Origin of the sequence: Sphingosinicella sp. (genome assembly GCF_041916975.1) — a bacterium.
Classification (GTDB): domain Bacteria; phylum Pseudomonadota; class Alphaproteobacteria; order Sphingomonadales; family Sphingomonadaceae; genus Sphingosinicella.
In genome coordinates, this window is sequence record NZ_JAYRYK010000001.1 from 2,023,622 (window position 1) to 2,039,833 (window position 16,212).

Annotated in this window: 16 protein-coding genes; 6 read left to right on the plus strand and 10 right to left on the minus strand. The window is 65.9% G+C overall.

Annotation, left to right across the window (positions count from 1 at the left end):
* Nucleotides 1–154 precede the first annotated feature (154 nt).
* From ACE3TJ_RS09555 to ACE3TJ_RS09565, 3 genes are all read left to right on the plus strand, one after another.
* Nucleotides 155–1,069 (plus strand): sulfite exporter TauE/SafE family protein, encoded by a 915-nt coding sequence (locus tag ACE3TJ_RS09555; protein ID WP_374595873.1) that lies wholly within the window; start codon nt 155–157, stop codon nt 1,067–1,069.
* Between the two features lie 8 nt (nt 1,070–1,077).
* Nucleotides 1,078–1,812 carry a TIGR02186 family protein gene (locus tag ACE3TJ_RS09560; protein WP_374595874.1) on the plus strand — a complete coding sequence of 245 codons (735 nt, stop codon included), beginning with the start codon at nt 1,078–1,080 and terminating at the stop codon, nt 1,810–1,812.
* A gap of 123 nt (nt 1,813–1,935) precedes the next feature.
* Nucleotides 1,936–3,564 (plus strand): ATP-binding protein, encoded by a 1,629-nt coding sequence (locus ACE3TJ_RS09565; RefSeq protein WP_374599376.1) that lies wholly within the window; start codon nt 1,936–1,938, stop codon nt 3,562–3,564.
* Here ACE3TJ_RS09565 and ACE3TJ_RS09570 read toward each other — a convergent pair.
* Nucleotides 3,561–4,499: a LysR family transcriptional regulator gene (locus ACE3TJ_RS09570; protein WP_374595875.1), complete on the minus strand. Its 939-nt coding sequence runs from the start codon at nt 4,497–4,499 to the stop codon at nt 3,561–3,563. The two genes, ACE3TJ_RS09565 and ACE3TJ_RS09570, sit on opposite strands and share 4 nt — an antisense overlap.
* A gap of 93 nt (nt 4,500–4,592) precedes the next feature.
* On the opposite strand from ACE3TJ_RS09570, the gene ACE3TJ_RS09575 reads away from it, so the two are divergent.
* A complete protein-coding gene (locus tag ACE3TJ_RS09575; RefSeq protein ID WP_374595876.1) occupies nt 4,593–5,207 on the plus strand; it encodes an FMN-dependent NADH-azoreductase in 615 nt (204 codons plus the stop codon).
* A gap of 3 nt (nt 5,208–5,210) precedes the next feature.
* Here the strand turns inward: ACE3TJ_RS09575 and ACE3TJ_RS09580 are convergent, their stop codons facing one another.
* From ACE3TJ_RS09580 to ACE3TJ_RS09620, 9 genes are all read right to left on the minus strand, one after another.
* Nucleotides 5,211–6,437, minus strand: coding sequence for a dipeptidase (locus tag ACE3TJ_RS09580; protein ID WP_374595877.1), 1,227 nt, complete (start codon nt 6,435–6,437; stop codon nt 5,211–5,213).
* Nucleotides 6,438–6,460: 23 nt separating this feature from the next.
* On the minus strand, nt 6,461–6,814 hold the full coding sequence (locus tag ACE3TJ_RS09585; protein WP_374595878.1) for a HesB/IscA family protein: 354 nt from the start codon (nt 6,812–6,814) through the stop codon (nt 6,461–6,463).
* Nucleotides 6,811–7,266, minus strand: coding sequence for an SUF system Fe-S cluster assembly protein (locus ACE3TJ_RS09590; protein WP_374595879.1), 456 nt, complete (start codon nt 7,264–7,266; stop codon nt 6,811–6,813). The genes ACE3TJ_RS09585 and ACE3TJ_RS09590 overlap by 4 nt, the downstream gene beginning before the upstream one ends.
* Nucleotides 7,263–8,468 (minus strand): cysteine desulfurase, encoded by a 1,206-nt coding sequence (locus ACE3TJ_RS09595; RefSeq protein ID WP_374595880.1) that lies wholly within the window; start codon nt 8,466–8,468, stop codon nt 7,263–7,265. The genes ACE3TJ_RS09590 and ACE3TJ_RS09595 overlap by 4 nt, the downstream gene beginning before the upstream one ends.
* Nucleotides 8,465–9,217 carry a SufD family Fe-S cluster assembly protein gene (locus ACE3TJ_RS09600; RefSeq protein ID WP_374595881.1) on the minus strand — a complete coding sequence of 251 codons (753 nt, stop codon included), beginning with the start codon at nt 9,215–9,217 and terminating at the stop codon, nt 8,465–8,467. The genes ACE3TJ_RS09595 and ACE3TJ_RS09600 overlap by 4 nt, the downstream gene beginning before the upstream one ends.
* Nucleotides 9,214–9,954, minus strand: coding sequence for a Fe-S cluster assembly ATPase SufC (sufC, locus tag ACE3TJ_RS09605; RefSeq protein ID WP_374599378.1), 741 nt, complete (start codon nt 9,952–9,954; stop codon nt 9,214–9,216). The genes ACE3TJ_RS09600 and sufC overlap by 4 nt, the downstream gene beginning before the upstream one ends.
* Before the next feature lie 5 nt (nt 9,955–9,959).
* Nucleotides 9,960–11,426 (minus strand): Fe-S cluster assembly protein SufB, encoded by a 1,467-nt coding sequence (gene sufB / locus ACE3TJ_RS09610; RefSeq protein ID WP_374595882.1) that lies wholly within the window; start codon nt 11,424–11,426, stop codon nt 9,960–9,962.
* Nucleotides 11,426–11,863 carry an SUF system Fe-S cluster assembly regulator gene (locus tag ACE3TJ_RS09615; protein WP_374595883.1) on the minus strand — a complete coding sequence of 146 codons (438 nt, stop codon included), beginning with the start codon at nt 11,861–11,863 and terminating at the stop codon, nt 11,426–11,428. Before ACE3TJ_RS09615 ends, sufB begins: the two co-directional genes overlap by 1 nt.
* An 81-nt stretch (nt 11,864–11,944) precedes the next feature.
* Nucleotides 11,945–12,793: a helix-turn-helix domain-containing protein gene (locus ACE3TJ_RS09620; protein WP_374595884.1), complete on the minus strand. Its 849-nt coding sequence runs from the start codon at nt 12,791–12,793 to the stop codon at nt 11,945–11,947.
* A 578-nt stretch (nt 12,794–13,371) separates the two neighbouring features.
* Between ACE3TJ_RS09620 and ACE3TJ_RS09625 the strand changes: the two genes are divergently transcribed.
* Together ACE3TJ_RS09625 and ggt are read left to right on the plus strand one after the other, a co-directional pair.
* The gene (locus tag ACE3TJ_RS09625) at nt 13,372–14,424 is read left to right on the plus strand and encodes a quinone-dependent dihydroorotate dehydrogenase (RefSeq protein WP_374595885.1); all 1,053 of its coding nucleotides are present in this window, start codon (nt 13,372–13,374) and stop codon (nt 14,422–14,424) included.
* A 41-nt stretch (nt 14,425–14,465) separates the two neighbouring features.
* Nucleotides 14,466–16,205 (plus strand): gamma-glutamyltransferase, encoded by a 1,740-nt coding sequence (ggt, locus tag ACE3TJ_RS09630; protein WP_374595886.1) that lies wholly within the window; start codon nt 14,466–14,468, stop codon nt 16,203–16,205.
* Nucleotides 16,206–16,212 lie beyond the last annotated feature (7 nt).

The following is a 16,212-nucleotide window of genomic DNA, read 5'->3' on the forward strand; positions in this document are numbered from 1 at the left end:
CTTTTCGGACAGGCCCGCAAGCTAGGCGTCCCGGAAGCGGCAGGCGTTCCGATCCTTGCAACGATACGCACGGCCCAAATTTTGTCTCGATACAGGCGCATGTTGGCGGCAAAGGTGGTGGCGGGCGACTCCCCGCTGGGTTAGTCAGGACGGCATGGACATCTATCTCCCGATCGCCGAACTCAGCGTCAATTCGCTGGTGATTGTGGGGTTCGGCGTTCTTGTCGGCTTCATGTCCGGCATGTTCGGCGTCGGCGGCGGATTCCTGACGACGCCGATGCTGATCTTCTACGGAATTCCGCCAGCCATCGCCGTGGCCTCGTCCGCCACGCAGATCACCGGGTCGAGCGTTTCCGGCGCGCTTGCGCACTGGCGGCGCAACGGCGTCGATCCCAAGATGGGCGCCGTCCTCGTTGCTGGCGGCGTGGTGGGCTCCGGGATCGGCTCCTACGTGTTCAAGCTGCTCCAGAAAATCGGCCAGATCGATATCACCATCTCGCTGATCTACGTTGTGTTCCTCTCCACGATGGGCGGGCTGATGCTGGTGGAATCCTGGCAGACGCTGCGGCGCGCGCGGGCCGGCGAAATCCGCCGTGTGAAGCTGCACCCGCACATCCCGTTCATCGCGGCGCTGCCGTGGAAGATGCGTTTCTACAAATCGGGTCTCTATATCTCGCCGCTCGCCCCGTTTGGCATTGGCGTGGCGGTCGGCATCCTCACCTTCATCATGGGCATCGGCGGCGGCTTCGTCATGGTGCCGGCGATGATCTACCTGCTCGGCATGTCCGTCTCGGTCGTCGTCGGCACCTCGCTGTTCCAGATCGTGTTCACCACGGCTGCGGTCACGCTGATGCACGCCGTACAATCGAAAACGGTCGACATCGTGCTTGCGCTGATGCTGCTGATCGGCGGCGTTATCGGCGCGCAGATCGGCGCGCGCATGGCGCAGCGACTGCCGCCTGAAAAGCTGCGCTTCGGGCTTGCCGTCCTCGTCATCGCGGTCGCGATCCGCCTGCTGGTCGGCCTCACCTGGACGCCGAGCGAGCTTTATTCGGTCTTTACCGAATGAAGCGGCTGTTGCTGCCACTGCTCATGCTGCTGCTCTCGGCAGCGGCACCGCCGCGGCTGATCACCGATATCAGCCATAGCAAGATCGACATCGTCTACAGCTTCGCCGGCGCCGAACTGCTGATCTTCGGCGCGATCCAGTATCCGGGCGGGCAGACGCCCGACGAGCCCCCCGATATCGCGGTGATCGTGCGTGGGCCGCCCGAAGCGGTGACGGTGCGGCGCAAGGCGCGCGTCGCGGGCATCTGGATCAACACGCGCGCGGTGCGTTTCGAGACGGCGCCATCATTCTATAGCGTCGCAACGACACGCCCGATTTCAGAGCTGGTCAACGACGAGACGGCCGCGATCTACGAACTCGGCCTCTCGCACCTGCAGCTTTCGCCGGTTTCGAGCGATTCCAGCGATATCCGCACGTTCGAGCAGGGCTTCCTCAGCCTGCGCCGCCGCGAGGGCCTGTATTCGGACGACGCGCAGGGGGTCGAACTTACCGAAAACGTGCTTTACCGCGCCCGCATCCAGATCCCGAGCCAGGTGCCGGTGGGCAATTACACGGTCGAAATCCATCTGATCGACGAGGGCAAGGTGGTGGCAAGCGCCATGCGCGAGATCAGCATCGACAAATCCGGCTTCGAACGGCAGGTCTCGGTCGCCGCCGAGGAGCACAGCTTCTCGTACGGGATGCTCGCCGTTGTTCTGGCGCTGGTACTCGGCTGGGCTGCCGGGCTCTTTACGCGACGATAAACGCTTCCTTATCCCTTCGCTGTTACACCGCTGCGGCAAAGCCTTGTCGCAGTGAAGGAGTACGTCTTGGATCAGTCGTTCATGCCGGTGAACCCCTCGTCGGCCGATGGTCACAACGTCTTCATGCAGCCTAAAAAGGTCGCAAGCCTGCCGAGCACTTGCGTGATCGGCCGCGTGCGCGAGATTGCCGGCGGCTCCGCGATCTGCAGCTTCGATCCAACGCAGTTGAAGGCGATCACCGGCCACGAGGACACGACCGTTGCCATGTCCGGGCAGGTCGGCAGCCAGGTGAAGATGCGCGTCGGCGACCTCTGGCTGCTCGGCAACGTCCGCGACATGCGCATGGACGAAGCGGGCTCGGTCATTCTCTCGCACATCGACTTTCTCGGCGAAGGCCCCGAAGACCCCGCGACCGGATCGATGAAGGCGTTCCGCCGCGGCGTGACGCGCTATCCCGTGCCGGGCGACGACGTTTTCACCGTCTCGCGCGCCGACCTCGTGCTGGTGTTCGCCGCCGAGGACCGACCGCACATCGAAATCGGCACCGTCTATCCCACCGAAGACGTGCGCGGCTCGCTGCTCATCGATGCGATGCTCGGCAAGCATTTCGCGCTGCTCGGCTCCACCGGTACGGGTAAATCGACGAGCGCTGCGCTGATCCTGCACCGCATCGTCGAGAAGGCGCCCAAGGGCCACATCATGATGCTCGATCCGCACGGCGAATATGCCGCGGCGTTCAGCTCGAACGGCATGATCTTCAACGTCGACAACCTCAACCTGCCCTACTGGCTGATGAACTTCGAGGAACACTGCGAGGTCTTCATCACCACCGACGGTTCCGAGCGCGAGAAGGACATGGACGTGCTGGCCAAGTGCCTGCTCGCCGCGCGCTCCAAGAGCCGCATCGCCGAATCGCTCGGCAAGATGACAGTCGATTCGCCGGTGCCCTACCTGCTTTCGGACCTGCTCGGCGCCATCAACGCGCAGATGGGCAAGCTCGACAAGGCAAGCGACCTCGGGCCGTACATGCGGCTCAAAACCAAGATCGAGGAGCTGAAGGGCGATCCGCGCTACGCGTTCATGTTCAACGGCCTGCTCGTTTCGGATTCGATGGCGCCGTTCCTTTCGAAGATCTTCCGGCTTCCGGCGGAGGGCAAGCCGATCTCGATCGTCGACCTGTCGGGCGTGCCGTCCGACATCGTGACCGTGGTCGTCGCGGTGCTCGCGCGCATGGTGTTCGACTATGCGATCTGGGCCCGCCGCGAGCCGCAGCGGCCGATCCTGCTCGTCTGCGAGGAAGCGCACCGCTACGTGCCTTCCGACCGCGAGACGAAGGGGGTCGCCGTCCGCAAGGTTCTCGAACGCATCGCCAAGGAAGGTCGTAAATACGGCGTCTCGCTCGGCCTCATCACGCAGCGTCCCTCGGACCTTGCCGAAGGCGTGCTCTCGCAGTGCGGCACGATCATCTCCATGCGCCTCAACAACGAGCGCGACCAGATGTATGTGCGCAATGCCATGCCCGAAGGCGCGCGCGGCTTCCTCGATTCGATCCCGGCGCTCCGCAACCGCGAATGCATCATCTGCGGCGAGGGTGTTTCGATCCCGATCCGCGTGCGGCTCGACGATCTTGCTGCGCAGCTTCGACCGGCGTCGGACGATCCGATGTTCAGTCAGCTCTGGACCGAAGAAGGCGACGAAGCCGGAATTCTCAGTCGCACCATCCATCGCTGGCGCGGGCAGGGTCGCGGCTAGCCAGCGGCCTTCATTGCGGTCCAGCACGGATCCCACGTCGGCTCGGGGCCGAAGCGGGCGGCGAGAAAATCCACGAGTGCACGCACCCGCGCCGTCGCGCTGCGCCCGGGCGGCATGACGGCATAAAGGCCAGTTTCGCCCGGCGCCCAGTTCCCGAGCACGATCTCCACGCTTCCCTTGGTGATCGCAGGAGAGGCGATGAAGGTGGGCAGCATGGCGATGCCGAGGCCCGCCTCTGCGGCGGCGAGCAGCATCTCTCCACTGTTGGAGCGTAGGCGCATACGGCCCTTCACATATTCGCTGCGCCCATCGATCTCGAACCGCCACGTCTCCGAAGGTGCGACGTTCGTATATTGCAGCAGATCGTGATCCGCGATTTCGCGCGGATGCGACGGAGTTCCCATGCGCGCGAGATAGGCCGGGCTTGCAATCGCGACGGCACGGATCGGCGCGAGCTTGCGCGCAATGAGCGTCGAATCGACAAGCTGGCCGATGCGGACGGCCAGATCGAGCCCTTCGCCGATAATGTCGGCGCGGCGGTCGTCGAAGGCGATGTCAAACTCGACCCGGGGATGCGCGGCGGCGAACTCCGCAAGCGCGGGCGCGAGGTAGGCGAGGCCGAACGAAAGCGGCGCGGAAAGGCGGATCGGCCCCGCGATCTCGGCCATCGCGGCAGCAACTGCATCGCGCGCCGCTTCGAGGCCCGCAATCGCTTCCCGAACGCGGCCGAAATAGTCCACGCCAACATCCGTTGGCCGCGCGCCCTGCGCGGTGCGTGTCAGCAGGCGGGCGCCGAGCGCGGCTTCGAGCCGTGCGACACGGCGGCTGACGATCGACTTCGAGATGCCGAGACGCTCCGCAGCACGGCTGAAGCTGCCGGTTTCGACAACGGCAACCAGCGCCGCGATATCGGAAAGGTCGCTCGACTGTTCCATTTCATGCAACTCCGGTGTTCACGTTGCTGCGCTATCGGCAACACCGGTCGCACATTAGCTATGGCTCTGCAACCGAGAACAAGGACCAGACCCATGCAGAATATTCTTGTCGTGCAAAGCAGCGTACTCGGCGACGCATCGGCGTCGCGCAGCCTGATCAACGATTTCCTCACCGCTGTCGGAACGAACGCGAACGTCACGATCCGCGACGTCGGCGGGAGCCCCCTGCCGCATCTTTCGGGCACCACGCTCGGCGGTTTCAGCGGTGCGGATACCTCCGAAGCTGTCGCGGAACGCGCGCTTTCCGATGAACTGATCGCCGAGCTTCAGGCCGCGGATGTCGTCGTGATCGGCGCGCCGATGTACAATTTCGGCATCACCTCGAACCTCAAGAGCTGGTTCGACCGCGTGCTGCGCGCCGGCGTGACCTTCCACTACACGGCGGAAGGCCCCGTCGGTCATCTGTCCGGCAAGCGTGTGATCGTCGTCGAGACGCGCGGCGGCTTTTACAGCGAAGGGGAGGGCAAGGCGCTCGACGCGCAGGAGCCGCACATCCGCACCATGCTGAACTTCATCGGCATCACCGACATCACGTTCGTCCGCGCCGAACGCCTGGCGATTTCGCCCGAAGCGCGCACGGAATCGCTCGCCGCTGCGGCTGATGAAATCAAGAAACTCGGTGCAGAGGGGTTCGCGCTGGCCGCTTAGTGTTTAGCCCGCGAACCTGACCTCGCTCGGCCCTCGCTCAGCCTTGAGCCGGGCCGAGACTTTTTCCGCCTGCCGCATCGCGCGCAGGATGTTGCCGCTGGCGATCTTCGCGAGATCGGCCTTTGAATAGCCGCGCTTCGCAAGCTCCGCGAACAGCGCAGGGTAATCGGCGACCGTGCCGAGCCCGTCCGGATAGCTCGGCAGCCCATCGAAATCAGAACCGATGCCGATGACGTCGATCCCCGCCACCTTGCGGATATGATCGATATGGTCGGCCACCTGCGCAACGTTCGCATGAGGTTGCGGATTTGCCGCCTGCCAGTCCGCGAGGCCTTTCTCGACAAGGTCCGGCCGATCCGGGTGATCATAGCCGAGCCGAGCCTTCTGCGCCGCCAGCTCGCGATGCCATGCCGCCACGGTTTCCGTCACCGCATCCTGGGCGAAAAAGACCATGATGACGCCGCCATTGTCCTTGAGACGGATGAGCACGTCGTCCGGCACGTTGCGCGGGCGGTTCTGCACGGCTTTCGCCGACGAATGGCTGAAGATCACCGGCGCCACGCTTACATCGAGGGCGTCATGCATCACCTTCGGCGTCACGTGGCTGAGATCGACGAGCATCCCGAGGCGGTTCATCTCGCGCACCACCTCCTTGCCGAAGGGTGCGAGGCCGTTGTGCCTGGGCGCATCGGTGGCGCTGTCCGCCCATGCCGTCGTCTTGCCGTGCGTCAGCGTCATGTAGCGCGCGCCGAGCGCGTGGAGCTGGCGCAGCACGCCAAGCGAATTGCCGATCGAATGGCCGCCCTCCACACCGAACACCGAGGCGATCCTGCCCGCCTTCATCGCGCGTTCGAAGTCGGCGACCGTGGCGGCCTTGGTGAGCATCGACGGGTTGGCATCAATGAGGCGCTGCATGATGTCGATCTGCTCGAGCGTCAGGCGAACGGCCTCCGGGCCTTCGGTATCGGCAGGAACGTAGACCGACCAGAACTGGCCGCCGACGCCGCCCGTCTTCAGCATCGTGAAATCGGTGACGATCTTGCCGCGCAGCCGCTCCGGCAGGTTGCGGAAATCGAAATCGCTTGTGCGGCTGCCGTTCAGCTGGCGGAGCGCCCACGGCAGGTCGTTATGACCATCGACGATGGGCGCGGGCACTGCCGATGGCAGCGGCTGGGCTTGGGCAGAAGAGGCGAGAAGGGCGGCGGCGAGCGCGAGACGAAGCGTTTTCATCCCGCCTTGCTAGCCGGAAAGCCTCAGACGGTGAAGCTCTCGCCGCAGCCGCAACTGCCCTTGGCGTTCGGATTTTCGAAGACGAAGCCGGCGGCGAAATCGTCTTCCTTCCAGTCCATGCGGCTGCCGATCAGGTAAAGCAGCGAGCCGCCGTCGACGAAGAGCGTGCCGCCCGGCGTTTCGATGCGCTCGTCGCCCGGCTTCGCATCGGTGACATAGTCGATGCTGTAGGCAAGGCCCGAGCAGCCGCGCCGGGGCGTCGACAGGCGCACGCCGAGCGTGCCTTCGGGCGCGCGCGCCATCATCGCGGCGATGCGCGCGTGGGCGTTCTCGGTGAGCGCGATCGGCGCCGGGCGTTCTCGAACGATCGTGCTCATAGCATTCCAAGCTCCAGCTTCGCCTCGTCGGACATCTTCTGCGGGTCCCACGGCGGATCCCAGACGAGGTTGACCTCCGCCGAGCCGACGCCCGGCACGCTGCCGACGCGGATTTCGACTTCGGCGGGCATCGATTCGGCGACCGGGCAATGCGGCGTCGTCAGCGTCATGGTGACGACGACGTGATCATCGGCGATATCGACGCCGTAGATGAGCCCGAGATCGTAGATGTTCACCGGAATCTCGGGATCGTAGATCTCGCGCAGCGCCTGGATGACCTGATCGTAGACCTCGCCGCCCGGGCTGCCGGGATCGGGCGCGGCGGGCTTCTGGCTGAGAAAGCCTTCGAGATAATCGGCCTTGCGCCGCGCTTCCTGAAGCACCGGCCGCTCCGGCGCCGGCGGCGCGGCGTCGACGCTTTCGACGGTGTAGGGCCGCGTATCCTCGCTCATCCGAAAATCCTCTTCACCCGCGCGATACCGCGAAGCAGCCGCTCGACATCGCTTTCATCGCTGTAGACGCCGAAGCTGGCGCGTGCCGTCGCCGGCACGCCGAGCGTTTCCATCAAGGGCTGGGCGCAGTGGTGCCCGGCGCGGATGGCGACGCCTTCTTCGTCCAATATGGTGCCGATGTCGTGGGGATGAACCCCCTCCATCGCGAAGCTGACGATGCCGCTCGAATCTTCGGGCCCGAACAGGCGCAGCGAGTTGACCTTGCGCAGTTCGGCGCGTGCGAGAGCCGCGAGGTGCCGTTCGTGCGCGTCGATGGTGTCCAAACCGATCGCCGAGACATAATCCATGGCGGCGGCGAGGCCCACGGCACCGACGATGTGCGGCGTGCCGGCTTCGAAGCGTGTCGGCGCGGGCGCGTAGGTGGTTTTCTCGAACGTCACCGTTTCGATCATCGAGCCGCCACCCTGCCACGGCGGCATCGCGGAGAGGATATCCCCGTGCGTCCACAGCACGCCGATGCCGGTGGGACCGTAAAGCTTGTGACCCGAGAAGGCGTAGAAATCCGCGCCGAGCGCCTGCACGTCCACACCCATGCGCGGCACCGCCTGGCAACCATCGACGAGCAGCTTCGCACCCACAGCGTGCGCGGCGCGGGCGATGCGGGCGATGTCGGCCACCGAGCCGAGCACATTCGAGACATGCGCGACGGCGACGAGCTTGTGCGCGGGGGTGAGCATCGCTTCCAGCGCATCTTCATCGATGCGGTGGTCGGCGGTGAGCGGCGCGACGTCGATCTCTATGCCGGTGCGGTCCCGCAGCAATTGCCACGGCACGATGTTCGAATGATGCTCCAGCCGCGAGAGCAGGATGCGGTCACCCGCCTTGAGGTTCATGCCCCACGTCTGCGCGACGAGGTTGATGGCTTCCGTCGCGCCGCGCACGAAAACGATCTCGCTCGGGCTCGCGGCATTGATGAAGCGCGCGGCGGTGTTTCGCGCGGCCTCGAAACGCTCCGTCATCGTTGCCGAGCGCGCATAAACGCCGCGGTGCACGGTGGCGTACTCGGGGCCGTAGGCGGCGGCGATGGCGTCGATCACGATCTGCGGTTTCTGCGCGGTCGCGGCGGAATCGAGATAGGCCCAGTCGACGACACCGGGGAAATCTGCGCGGCGCGAGACGGTGATGGGCGTGAGCGCGTTCATGCGAGCTGCTCCAGCGCCGCAAGCGCCGCCGCTTCCAGCCCCTCGCGCGCCTCGGCATCTTCCATGTCCGCATAGGCATCGGCGAGGAACGCCTGCAGCAGCAGCCGCTTCGCTTCGGATGGCGGCAGGCCGCGGCTTGTCAGATAGAAATACTGCGTCGCGTCGAGTTCGCCGACCGTCGCGCCGTGCGCGCACTTCACGTCGTCCGCGTAGATCTCAAGCTCCGGCTTGGCGTTCGCCGTGGCGGTGCGATCGAGCAGCATTGCCTTTACCGACTGCTCGGCATCCGTCTTCTGCGCGCCGCGATCGACGACGATCTGCCCGAGATAGGTGCCGGTGGCCTGCTGCGCGAGAACCGTGCGCACGGTCTGGCGGCTGGTGGCGTTCGGCGCTGCGTGGCGTACGCGCGTGACGATCTCCAGCGTCGTCTTGCCGCCCGCGACCTGCGCTGCGCCGAGTTCGAAATGCGCGCCGTCGCCCAGCGTCACATCAAGGGCAATGCGGCCGTAGCGGCCACCGAGATTCAGCATATGCAGATCGAGCCGCGCGCCGTCCGCAAGGGTGACGGCGATATCGCGCACCGAAACCGGCTGCGCGGCATCGGCGACGATTGTGCGCGCAAGGCGTTCCCCGGCGGGCACCACGATGGTTTCCGAAACCACGCCCGACGGCCACACCTCGGCAAGCGCGTCGAGATCGCTGTAACGCCACGCCTCGTCACGGCGGGTGGGGAGCGCGCGCGCGTTCACGCCGCCAGCTCTCCATAGCCTTCGCGCTCGAGTTCATGCGCGAGTTCCGGGCCTCCGGAGCGCACGATGCGGCCGCCGGAAAGGACGTGCACCTTGTCCGGCTTCACATAGTCGAGCAGGCGCTGATAGTGCGTGATGAGCAGGAAGCCGCGCTCCGGCGAACGCAGCCGGTTGATGCCGCTGGCCACGGTTTTCAGCGCATCGATGTCGAGGCCGGAATCGGTCTCGTCGAGCACCGCGAACTTCGGGGCGAGCAGCGCCATCTGCACCATCTCGTTGCGCTTCTTCTCGCCGCCCGAGAAGCCGACGTTCACGCCGCGCTTCATGTGATCCATGGTGAGATCGAAGGCATCCGCCTCGGTACGTGCGAGACGCATGAAATCGGCGGCCGAGATGTCCGGCTCGCCGCGCAGCTTGCGCTGGGCGTTGAGCGCGGTGCGCAGGAAACTGAGATTGGAAACGCCGGGGATTTCGACCGGATATTGCAGCCCGAGGAAGAAACCGGCGGCAGCGCGCTCGTGCGGTTCGAGGGCAAGGAGGTCCTTGCCGTCGAACGTCACCGAGCCCGAAGTCGCCTCATAGCCCTCGCGCCCCGCGAGCACGTAGCCGAGCGTCGACTTGCCCGAGCCGTTCGGGCCCATAATGGCATGAACCTCGCCGGCACCGACTTCGAGCGTCAGGCCCTTGAGGATTTCCTTGTCGCCGACGTTGGCGTGGAGGTTTTCGATTCTAAGCATGGCCATCAGCCGACGCTCCCTTCCAGACTGATACCGAGGAGCTTCTGTGCCTCCACGGCGAATTCCATCGGGAGCTGCTGGAGCACCTCCTTGGCGAAACCGTTGACGATGAGCGCCACGGCGGCTTCGCGGTCGAGGCCGCGGGACTGGGCGTAGAAGAGCTGGTCGTCGCTGATCTTGCTCGTCGTCGCTTCGTGCTCGATCTGCGCCGAGGGGTTCTTCACCTCGATGTAGGGCACGGTGTGGGCGCCGCATTCGGAGCCGAGCAGCAGGCTGTCGCACTGCGTGAAATTGCGCACGCCTTCAGCCGAGGGGCCGACGCGGACGAGGCCGCGGTAGGTGTTGTTCGAACGACCCGCCGAGATGCCCTTCGAGATGATCGTGGAGCGCGAGCCCGCGCCCAGATGGATCATCTTCGTGCCGGTATCGGCCTGCTGCATATTGTTGGTGAGCGCGACCGAATAGAACTCGCCGACGCTGTCCTTCCCCGAGAGTACGCAGGACGGATATTTCCAGGTGATCGCCGAGCCGGTTTCGACCTGCGTCCACGACACCTTGGAGCGATCACCCCGGCAGTGCGCGCGCTTGGTGACGAAGTTGTAGATGCCGCCCTTGCCGTTCTCGTCGCCCGGATACCAGTTCTGGACGGTCGAGTACTTGATCTCCGCGTCTTCGAGCGCGACCAGCTCGACGACGGCGGCGTGGAGCTGGTTCTCGTCGCGCTGCGGCGCGGTGCAGCCTTCGAGGTAGGAGACGTAGGCGCCCTTGTCGGCGATGATCAGCGTGCGCTCGAACTGGCCGGTGTTTTCCGCGTTGATGCGGAAATAAGTCGACAGTTCCATCGGGCAGCGGACGCCTTCGGGGACGTAGACGAAGGTGCCGTCCGAGAAGACCGCGCTGTTGAGGCAGGCGAAGAAATTGTCGCGCACGGGGACGACCGCGCCGAGGTATTTCTTCACAAGCTCGGGATATTCGCGGATCGCCTCGCTGATCGACAGGAAGATGACGCCGGCGCGCTTCAATTCCTCGCGGAAGGTGGTGGCGACGGAGACGCTGTCGAACACCGCATCGACCGCGACCTTGCGCGCGCCTTCGACGCCCGCGAGCACCTTCTGCTCCTCGATCGGAATGCCGAGCTTCTCGTACGTGCGCAGGATCTCGGGGTCGAGTTCATCGAGCGACTTCAGCGTCGGCTTCTTGCGCGGCGCGGCGTAGTAATAAGCGTCCTGATAATCGATCGGCGGAATCGACAGCTTCGCCCAGTCCGGGCTTTCCATGCCCTGCCACAGGCGGAACGCCTTGAGGCGCCATTCGAGCATCCATTCGGGCTCGGCCTTCTTCGCCGAAATGAAACGAACGGTATCCTCGTCGAGACCCTTGGGCGCGAAATCGGATTCGATGTCGGAGGTGAAGCCCCACTTGTACTTCGACTGCTCCTTGGCGAGCGCCAATGCCTGTTCGTTCGCGACCATTAGGCGGGCTCCCCGATGCGCTGGTTCGCGCGTTCGGCGGCAACGATGGCGGCGAGGCTCACGTCGCTGAGCGCCTCGCGCACGCGTACATTGATGAGCGACCAGTGCGGGCGCACCGCGCAGCTCGATTCGAGCGCGCAGTCCGACGATTTGTCATGCAGGCACTGGGCGATGGCGATGGGGCCGTCCACCGCCTCGACGATGTCCGCAATGCTGATCTCTGCTGCGCCGCGCCCGAGCTGGACGCCGCCGGTGACGCCGCGCGCCGAGTCGAGCAGACCCGCGCGCGCGAGGATGCCGGTGAGCTTTGCCGCCGTGGGCGCGGGCACGCCGGTTTCGGCGGCAAGCTCGGCGGCGGAAAAGCGACGATCGGGCGCGCGCGCCGCCGCCGTCATCACGACGACCGCATAGTCGGCAAGGTTGGTCAGGCGGATCACGGACGCTCCGGCGCTAAATCAGACGAATTCGGTCCGGCTTATGTGGGGCGCGCCGCGCCCGAGTCAAGCGGCGAGGTGCCTCTAGCTGACGAGCGAGAGCCTGGGAAGCGTCGGAAGCTGGCGGCGCAGGCGAATGCTGTGACTCATCACCGCAGCCCCGTTCGCCGCGAACTGCGTGGGTGTCATGCCCACGAACGTGCGGAACTCGCGGATGAAGTGCGACTGATCGTAGAAGTCCTCGCCCGCGACATCGAACCAGCGCGCATCAGGATCGACGCTGATCTGGACCGCTGCGCGCAGCGCGCGATATTTGCGCATCAAGAGCTTGGGCGGCGCACCATAGGTGCGGCGGCACAGGCGTTCCACCTGCCGCGCCGAGCGGTCCGCCAGCCCGACCAGCGCGTCGACACCGCCGGGGCTGCCGCGCACCAGCCAATCTTCCACCAGCATTCCGAAGCCGACATCCTGCCGCACGGCCTGTCGCCGTGCCATCGACAGGAAAAAAGCGTCCGCCGCCGCAACGAGATCCTGGTCAGTGACGCCGTTCTGCATCCGGCACAGCGCCGAACGCGCCGCGCTTCCCGCGACGTCCTCCAAAGGCAGCATCGCATCGGCCATCTCGTCGGAATCGACGCCGAAAAAGCGCAGCCAGCCATCGGACATGATCCCCGCGCCGAACACCAGCGCCGGGCCTTCGAGCACCATGCCGAGCGGCAGGCAGCGCGGGCCGAACAGGCTGGCGCCGAGGCCGCGCCGCACGCTGCCATCGGGCCAGGTGAGATCGGAAGCGCCGCGAATCAGGAAGCGCACATTGGGAAGCTCTGCCCGCATCACATCGGTGATGCGTCCCGGGCCGATCTCGACGACGTAATAGCTCGAAATCTGCCGCCGAAGCGGCGGCGCGGGCGAGTGGTAACGCATCGAGAACATGGGACTGCGACCGGCCTTTCGTGCACCCTGCCTGAGCCGAAAGTTTCGGCTCAGATACCAAAGCTTGCGGCGCCCGGCGAGTCGCAGTTCGCCGCTGACAAAAAAAGCGGGGGGTCCGGGTTGGAACGGACCCCCCTGTCAGTCGGGGTCGTGAATGCCTTGATGGCATAGGAGACGAACCCTTGGGTCGCAGGGCTGCGTTTAGGGCGGCCCCGTCAAAGCCCCGTCAAAATGCTGTGAGCGATTCGCAAAAACGTCGCGAGGGCGAAAAAAGAAGGCCCGGACGCATTGAAACGTCCGGGCCGGAAAGTGAGGGTCGTGTTCATTCCGGCCTGCTGGTTACCGGAAGAAAGGACGTCCCCTGAGTCGCGAGGCGGACCCTAGCGGGTGCCCCCAGCCGTGGATTGTACGAATCCGACATCGGGCCGGCTTTGTCTTTCGATCCAGAGGTTTATGGCCGCAGGCTGCAGTTCCGCGAAGGGCGCGGTTTGCGGTGAGCGCCGAGTCGCGAATTTGCGCCGTGCCGTTCGTGCTTCCTTTTGACCACCGGGCGCTCCCTGCGCTAAGGCTTGCAGCATATGCAGATCCCTTACGGGCTGGTCCGCCCCGTCCTCTTCAAGCTCGATGCCGAACGCGCGCACCGCCTGACGTTGCGGTTGCTGGGCGCGATGCCGCCGTCGCGCATCGCAGACGACCCGCCCAGCCTGCGGACGACGGTCGCAGGACTGCGCTTTTCGAACCCGGTGGGCATCGCCGCGGGCTTCGACAAGAACGCCGAGGTGCTGAACCCCCTGCTGCGGCTCGGCTTCGGCTTCGTGGAGGCGGGGACGGTGACGCCGCTGCCGCAGCCGGGCAACCCGAAGCCGCGCATGTTCCGCCTTGCCGAAGACCAGGCCGTGATCAACCGGCTCGGCTTCAACAACAACGGCCTCGAACAGGCGCTCGACAAGTTCAAGGAGCGCGCCTGGCACCGCGGGCCGCGCGGCGTGACCGGGCTCAACGTCGGCGCAAACAAGGACTCGCGCGACCGCATTGCCGACTATGCGCTTTCGGTGGAGCACGCCGCGCCCTTCGTCGACTATATCACGGTCAACATCAGCTCTCCCAACACGCCGGGCCTGCGCACGCTGCAATCGAAGGACGAGCTTGCCGAACTGCTGGGCCGTGTGATGGATGCGCGCGGCCATCGCAAGACGCCGATCTTCCTGAAAGTGGCGCCCGACGTTACCGACGCCGATATCGGCGACATCGCGGTCGCGGTGGTGGCGGCAGGCGTGGACGGCCTTGTCGTTTCGAACACCACCATCGCGCGGCCGGACACGCTGAAAAGCCCGCATGTTTCCGAAACCGGCGGCCTTTCGGGACGGCCGCTGATGGCGCGCTCGACCGAGGTGCTGCGCGCCTTCCGGCAGGCGACCGTGGGCGCTGTGCCGCTGATCGGTGTCGGCGGTATCGCAAGCGCCGACGACGCCTATGCGAAGATCCGCGCGGGCGCGAGCCTCGTGCAGCTCTACACCGCGCTTGTCTATCAGGGGCCCAGCCTCGTCGGGGCGATCAAGACGGGGATCGCCGCGCACCTCCGGGCAGACGGCTTCGAACGCGTTTCGCAGGCCGTAGGCGCCGACGCCTAGAAACCTTGCCCGCACGCGCATCGGCGTCCTATGACGTCACGATGTTGAAGCACCCAGCCGTCCGCGCCGCGACAGGCATGTTCCTTTCCGGCCTCGCCGCCTGTACCACACAGACGCCCGCGCCATCCGCGGCCTTGCCGCCGCCGGCGTTCGAGGACGCGCCCGTTTACAGCAGCCTCGTTTCCGCGGCGCACCCGCTTGCGGCGGACGCAGGCAAGGAGATGCTGGCGGCCGGCGGCAGCGCGGCCGACGCCGCGCTTGCCACGATGCTGGTGCTGACCGTGGTGGAGCCGCAGTCATCCGGCATAGGCGGCGGCGGCTTCCTGCTTTACCACGATGCCGAGAGCGACAAGCTCTACACGATCGACGGACGTGAAACGGCGCCCAAGGCGGCAACGCCCACGATGTTCCTGAATGCCGACGGCACGCCCATGCCGTTCCGCGAGGCCGTGCCCGGCGGCAAGAGCGTCGGCGTGCCCGGCAACATCCGGCTGATGGCGATGGTGCACGCGCGCTTCGGCCGCCTGCCTTGGGCGAAGCTGTTCGAACCGGCGATCCGGCTGGCGCGGGACGGCTTCGAGATGAGCCCGCGGCTGCACGAGATGCTGGCGGCGCGCCCGCAGCACGCGGGCATGACCGAATGGGCAAAGGCGACCTTCTTCCGTGCCGACGACACGCCGCGCCTGGCCGGCGAGACGATCCGCAACCCCATGCTCGCCCGCTTCCTCGAAAAGCTGGCGGCAGAAGGCCCCGATGCCTTCTATCGCGGTGCCGAGGCGGCACGGCTCGTCAACACCGTGGCGAGCGCGCCGAAGAATCCGCAGGCAATGACGGTGGGCGACATTGCGGGCTACAAGGCCGTGTGGCGCGATCCGGTGTGCGGCACCTATCGCACGTGGCGCGTCTGCGGCATGGCGCCGCCGTCTTCGGGCGGCACAACCGTGCTTGCCATCCTGAAGCAGCTCGAACGCTTCGACCTGAAGGCGCTTGGTCCGGGCAGCCCGGAAAGCTGGCACCTGATCGCGGAGAGCATGAGGCTCGCCTACGCGGACCGCGAGGCCTATCTCGGCGATCCCGATTTCGTCTCCGTGCCGACGGCCGGCCTTGTCGACTCCGCCTATCTTTCGGGGCGCAGCGCACTCATCGACCCGGCGAAGGCCGCCGCGAAGGTCGAGGCGGGAACGCCGCCGGGCGCAGGTGCCGTGGCGCGCGTGCCGGATGGAGAAGTGCCTTCGACCTCGCACTTCGCAGCGGCCGACCGGCAGGGCGACGTGGCGAGCTACACCTCCACCATCGAGGGCGTGTGGGGCAGCGGGCTCACGGTGAACGGTTTCTTCCTCAACAACGAACTCACCGACTTCTCGATGCTGCCCGAGGTGGACGGCAAGCCCGCGCCGAACCGCGTGCAGCCGGGCAAACGGCCGCGCAGCTCGATGTCGCCGACCATCGTCTACGACGCGTCGGGCAAGCCCGTGCTTGCGATCGGTGCGGCGGGCGGATCGACGATCATCGCGCAGGTCGCGAAGGCGCTCGTCGGCGTGCTCGACTGGGAGATGGATGTGGAGGACGCGATCGCCCTCCCGCAGGTCTATGCGCCCGGCGACCGCGTTGCCATCGAGGCCGGATCGCGGCTGGAAGCGATGGTCCCGGCACTCACCGCCAAGGGACATGCGCCGACCACCGCAACACTGCCGCTGAAGGCGAATGGCGTACAACGAAAATCAAGGGGATGGATCGGCGGCGCCGACCCGCGCAGTGAGGGCGCAGTCGCCGGGCTCTAGCCGATCC

What these genes read in the sequence shown, in the direction of transcription:
- ACE3TJ_RS09555 (WP_374595873.1), top strand. Translation starts at nt 155, where the DNA reads ATGGACATCTATCTCCCGATCGCCGAACTCAGCGTCAATTCGCTGGTG.
- ACE3TJ_RS09565 (WP_374599376.1), top strand. Translation starts at nt 1,936, where the DNA reads ATGCAGCCTAAAAAGGTCGCAAGCCTGCCGAGCACTTGCGTGATCGGC.
- ACE3TJ_RS09570 (WP_374595875.1), bottom strand. Translation starts at nt 4,499, where the DNA reads ATGGAACAGTCGAGCGACCTTTCCGATATCGCGGCGCTGGTTGCCGTT.
- ACE3TJ_RS09575 (WP_374595876.1), top strand. Translation starts at nt 4,593, where the DNA reads ATGCAGAATATTCTTGTCGTGCAAAGCAGCGTACTCGGCGACGCATCG.
- ACE3TJ_RS09580 (WP_374595877.1), bottom strand. Translation starts at nt 6,437, where the DNA reads ATGAAAACGCTTCGTCTCGCGCTCGCCGCCGCCCTTCTCGCCTCTTCT.
- ACE3TJ_RS09585 (WP_374595878.1), bottom strand. Translation starts at nt 6,814, where the DNA reads ATGAGCACGATCGTTCGAGAACGCCCGGCGCCGATCGCGCTCACCGAG.
- ACE3TJ_RS09590 (WP_374595879.1), bottom strand. Translation starts at nt 7,266, where the DNA reads ATGAGCGAGGATACGCGGCCCTACACCGTCGAAAGCGTCGACGCCGCG.
- ACE3TJ_RS09595 (WP_374595880.1), bottom strand. Translation starts at nt 8,468, where the DNA reads ATGAACGCGCTCACGCCCATCACCGTCTCGCGCCGCGCAGATTTCCCC.
- sufC (WP_374599378.1), bottom strand. Translation starts at nt 9,954, where the DNA reads ATGCTTAGAATCGAAAACCTCCACGCCAACGTCGGCGACAAGGAAATC.
- sufB (WP_374595882.1), bottom strand. Translation starts at nt 11,426, where the DNA reads ATGGTCGCGAACGAACAGGCATTGGCGCTCGCCAAGGAGCAGTCGAAG.
- ACE3TJ_RS09620 (WP_374595884.1), bottom strand. Translation starts at nt 12,793, where the DNA reads ATGTTCTCGATGCGTTACCACTCGCCCGCGCCGCCGCTTCGGCGGCAG.
- ACE3TJ_RS09625 (WP_374595885.1), top strand. Translation starts at nt 13,372, where the DNA reads ATGCAGATCCCTTACGGGCTGGTCCGCCCCGTCCTCTTCAAGCTCGAT.
- ggt (WP_374595886.1), top strand. Translation starts at nt 14,466, where the DNA reads ATGTTGAAGCACCCAGCCGTCCGCGCCGCGACAGGCATGTTCCTTTCC.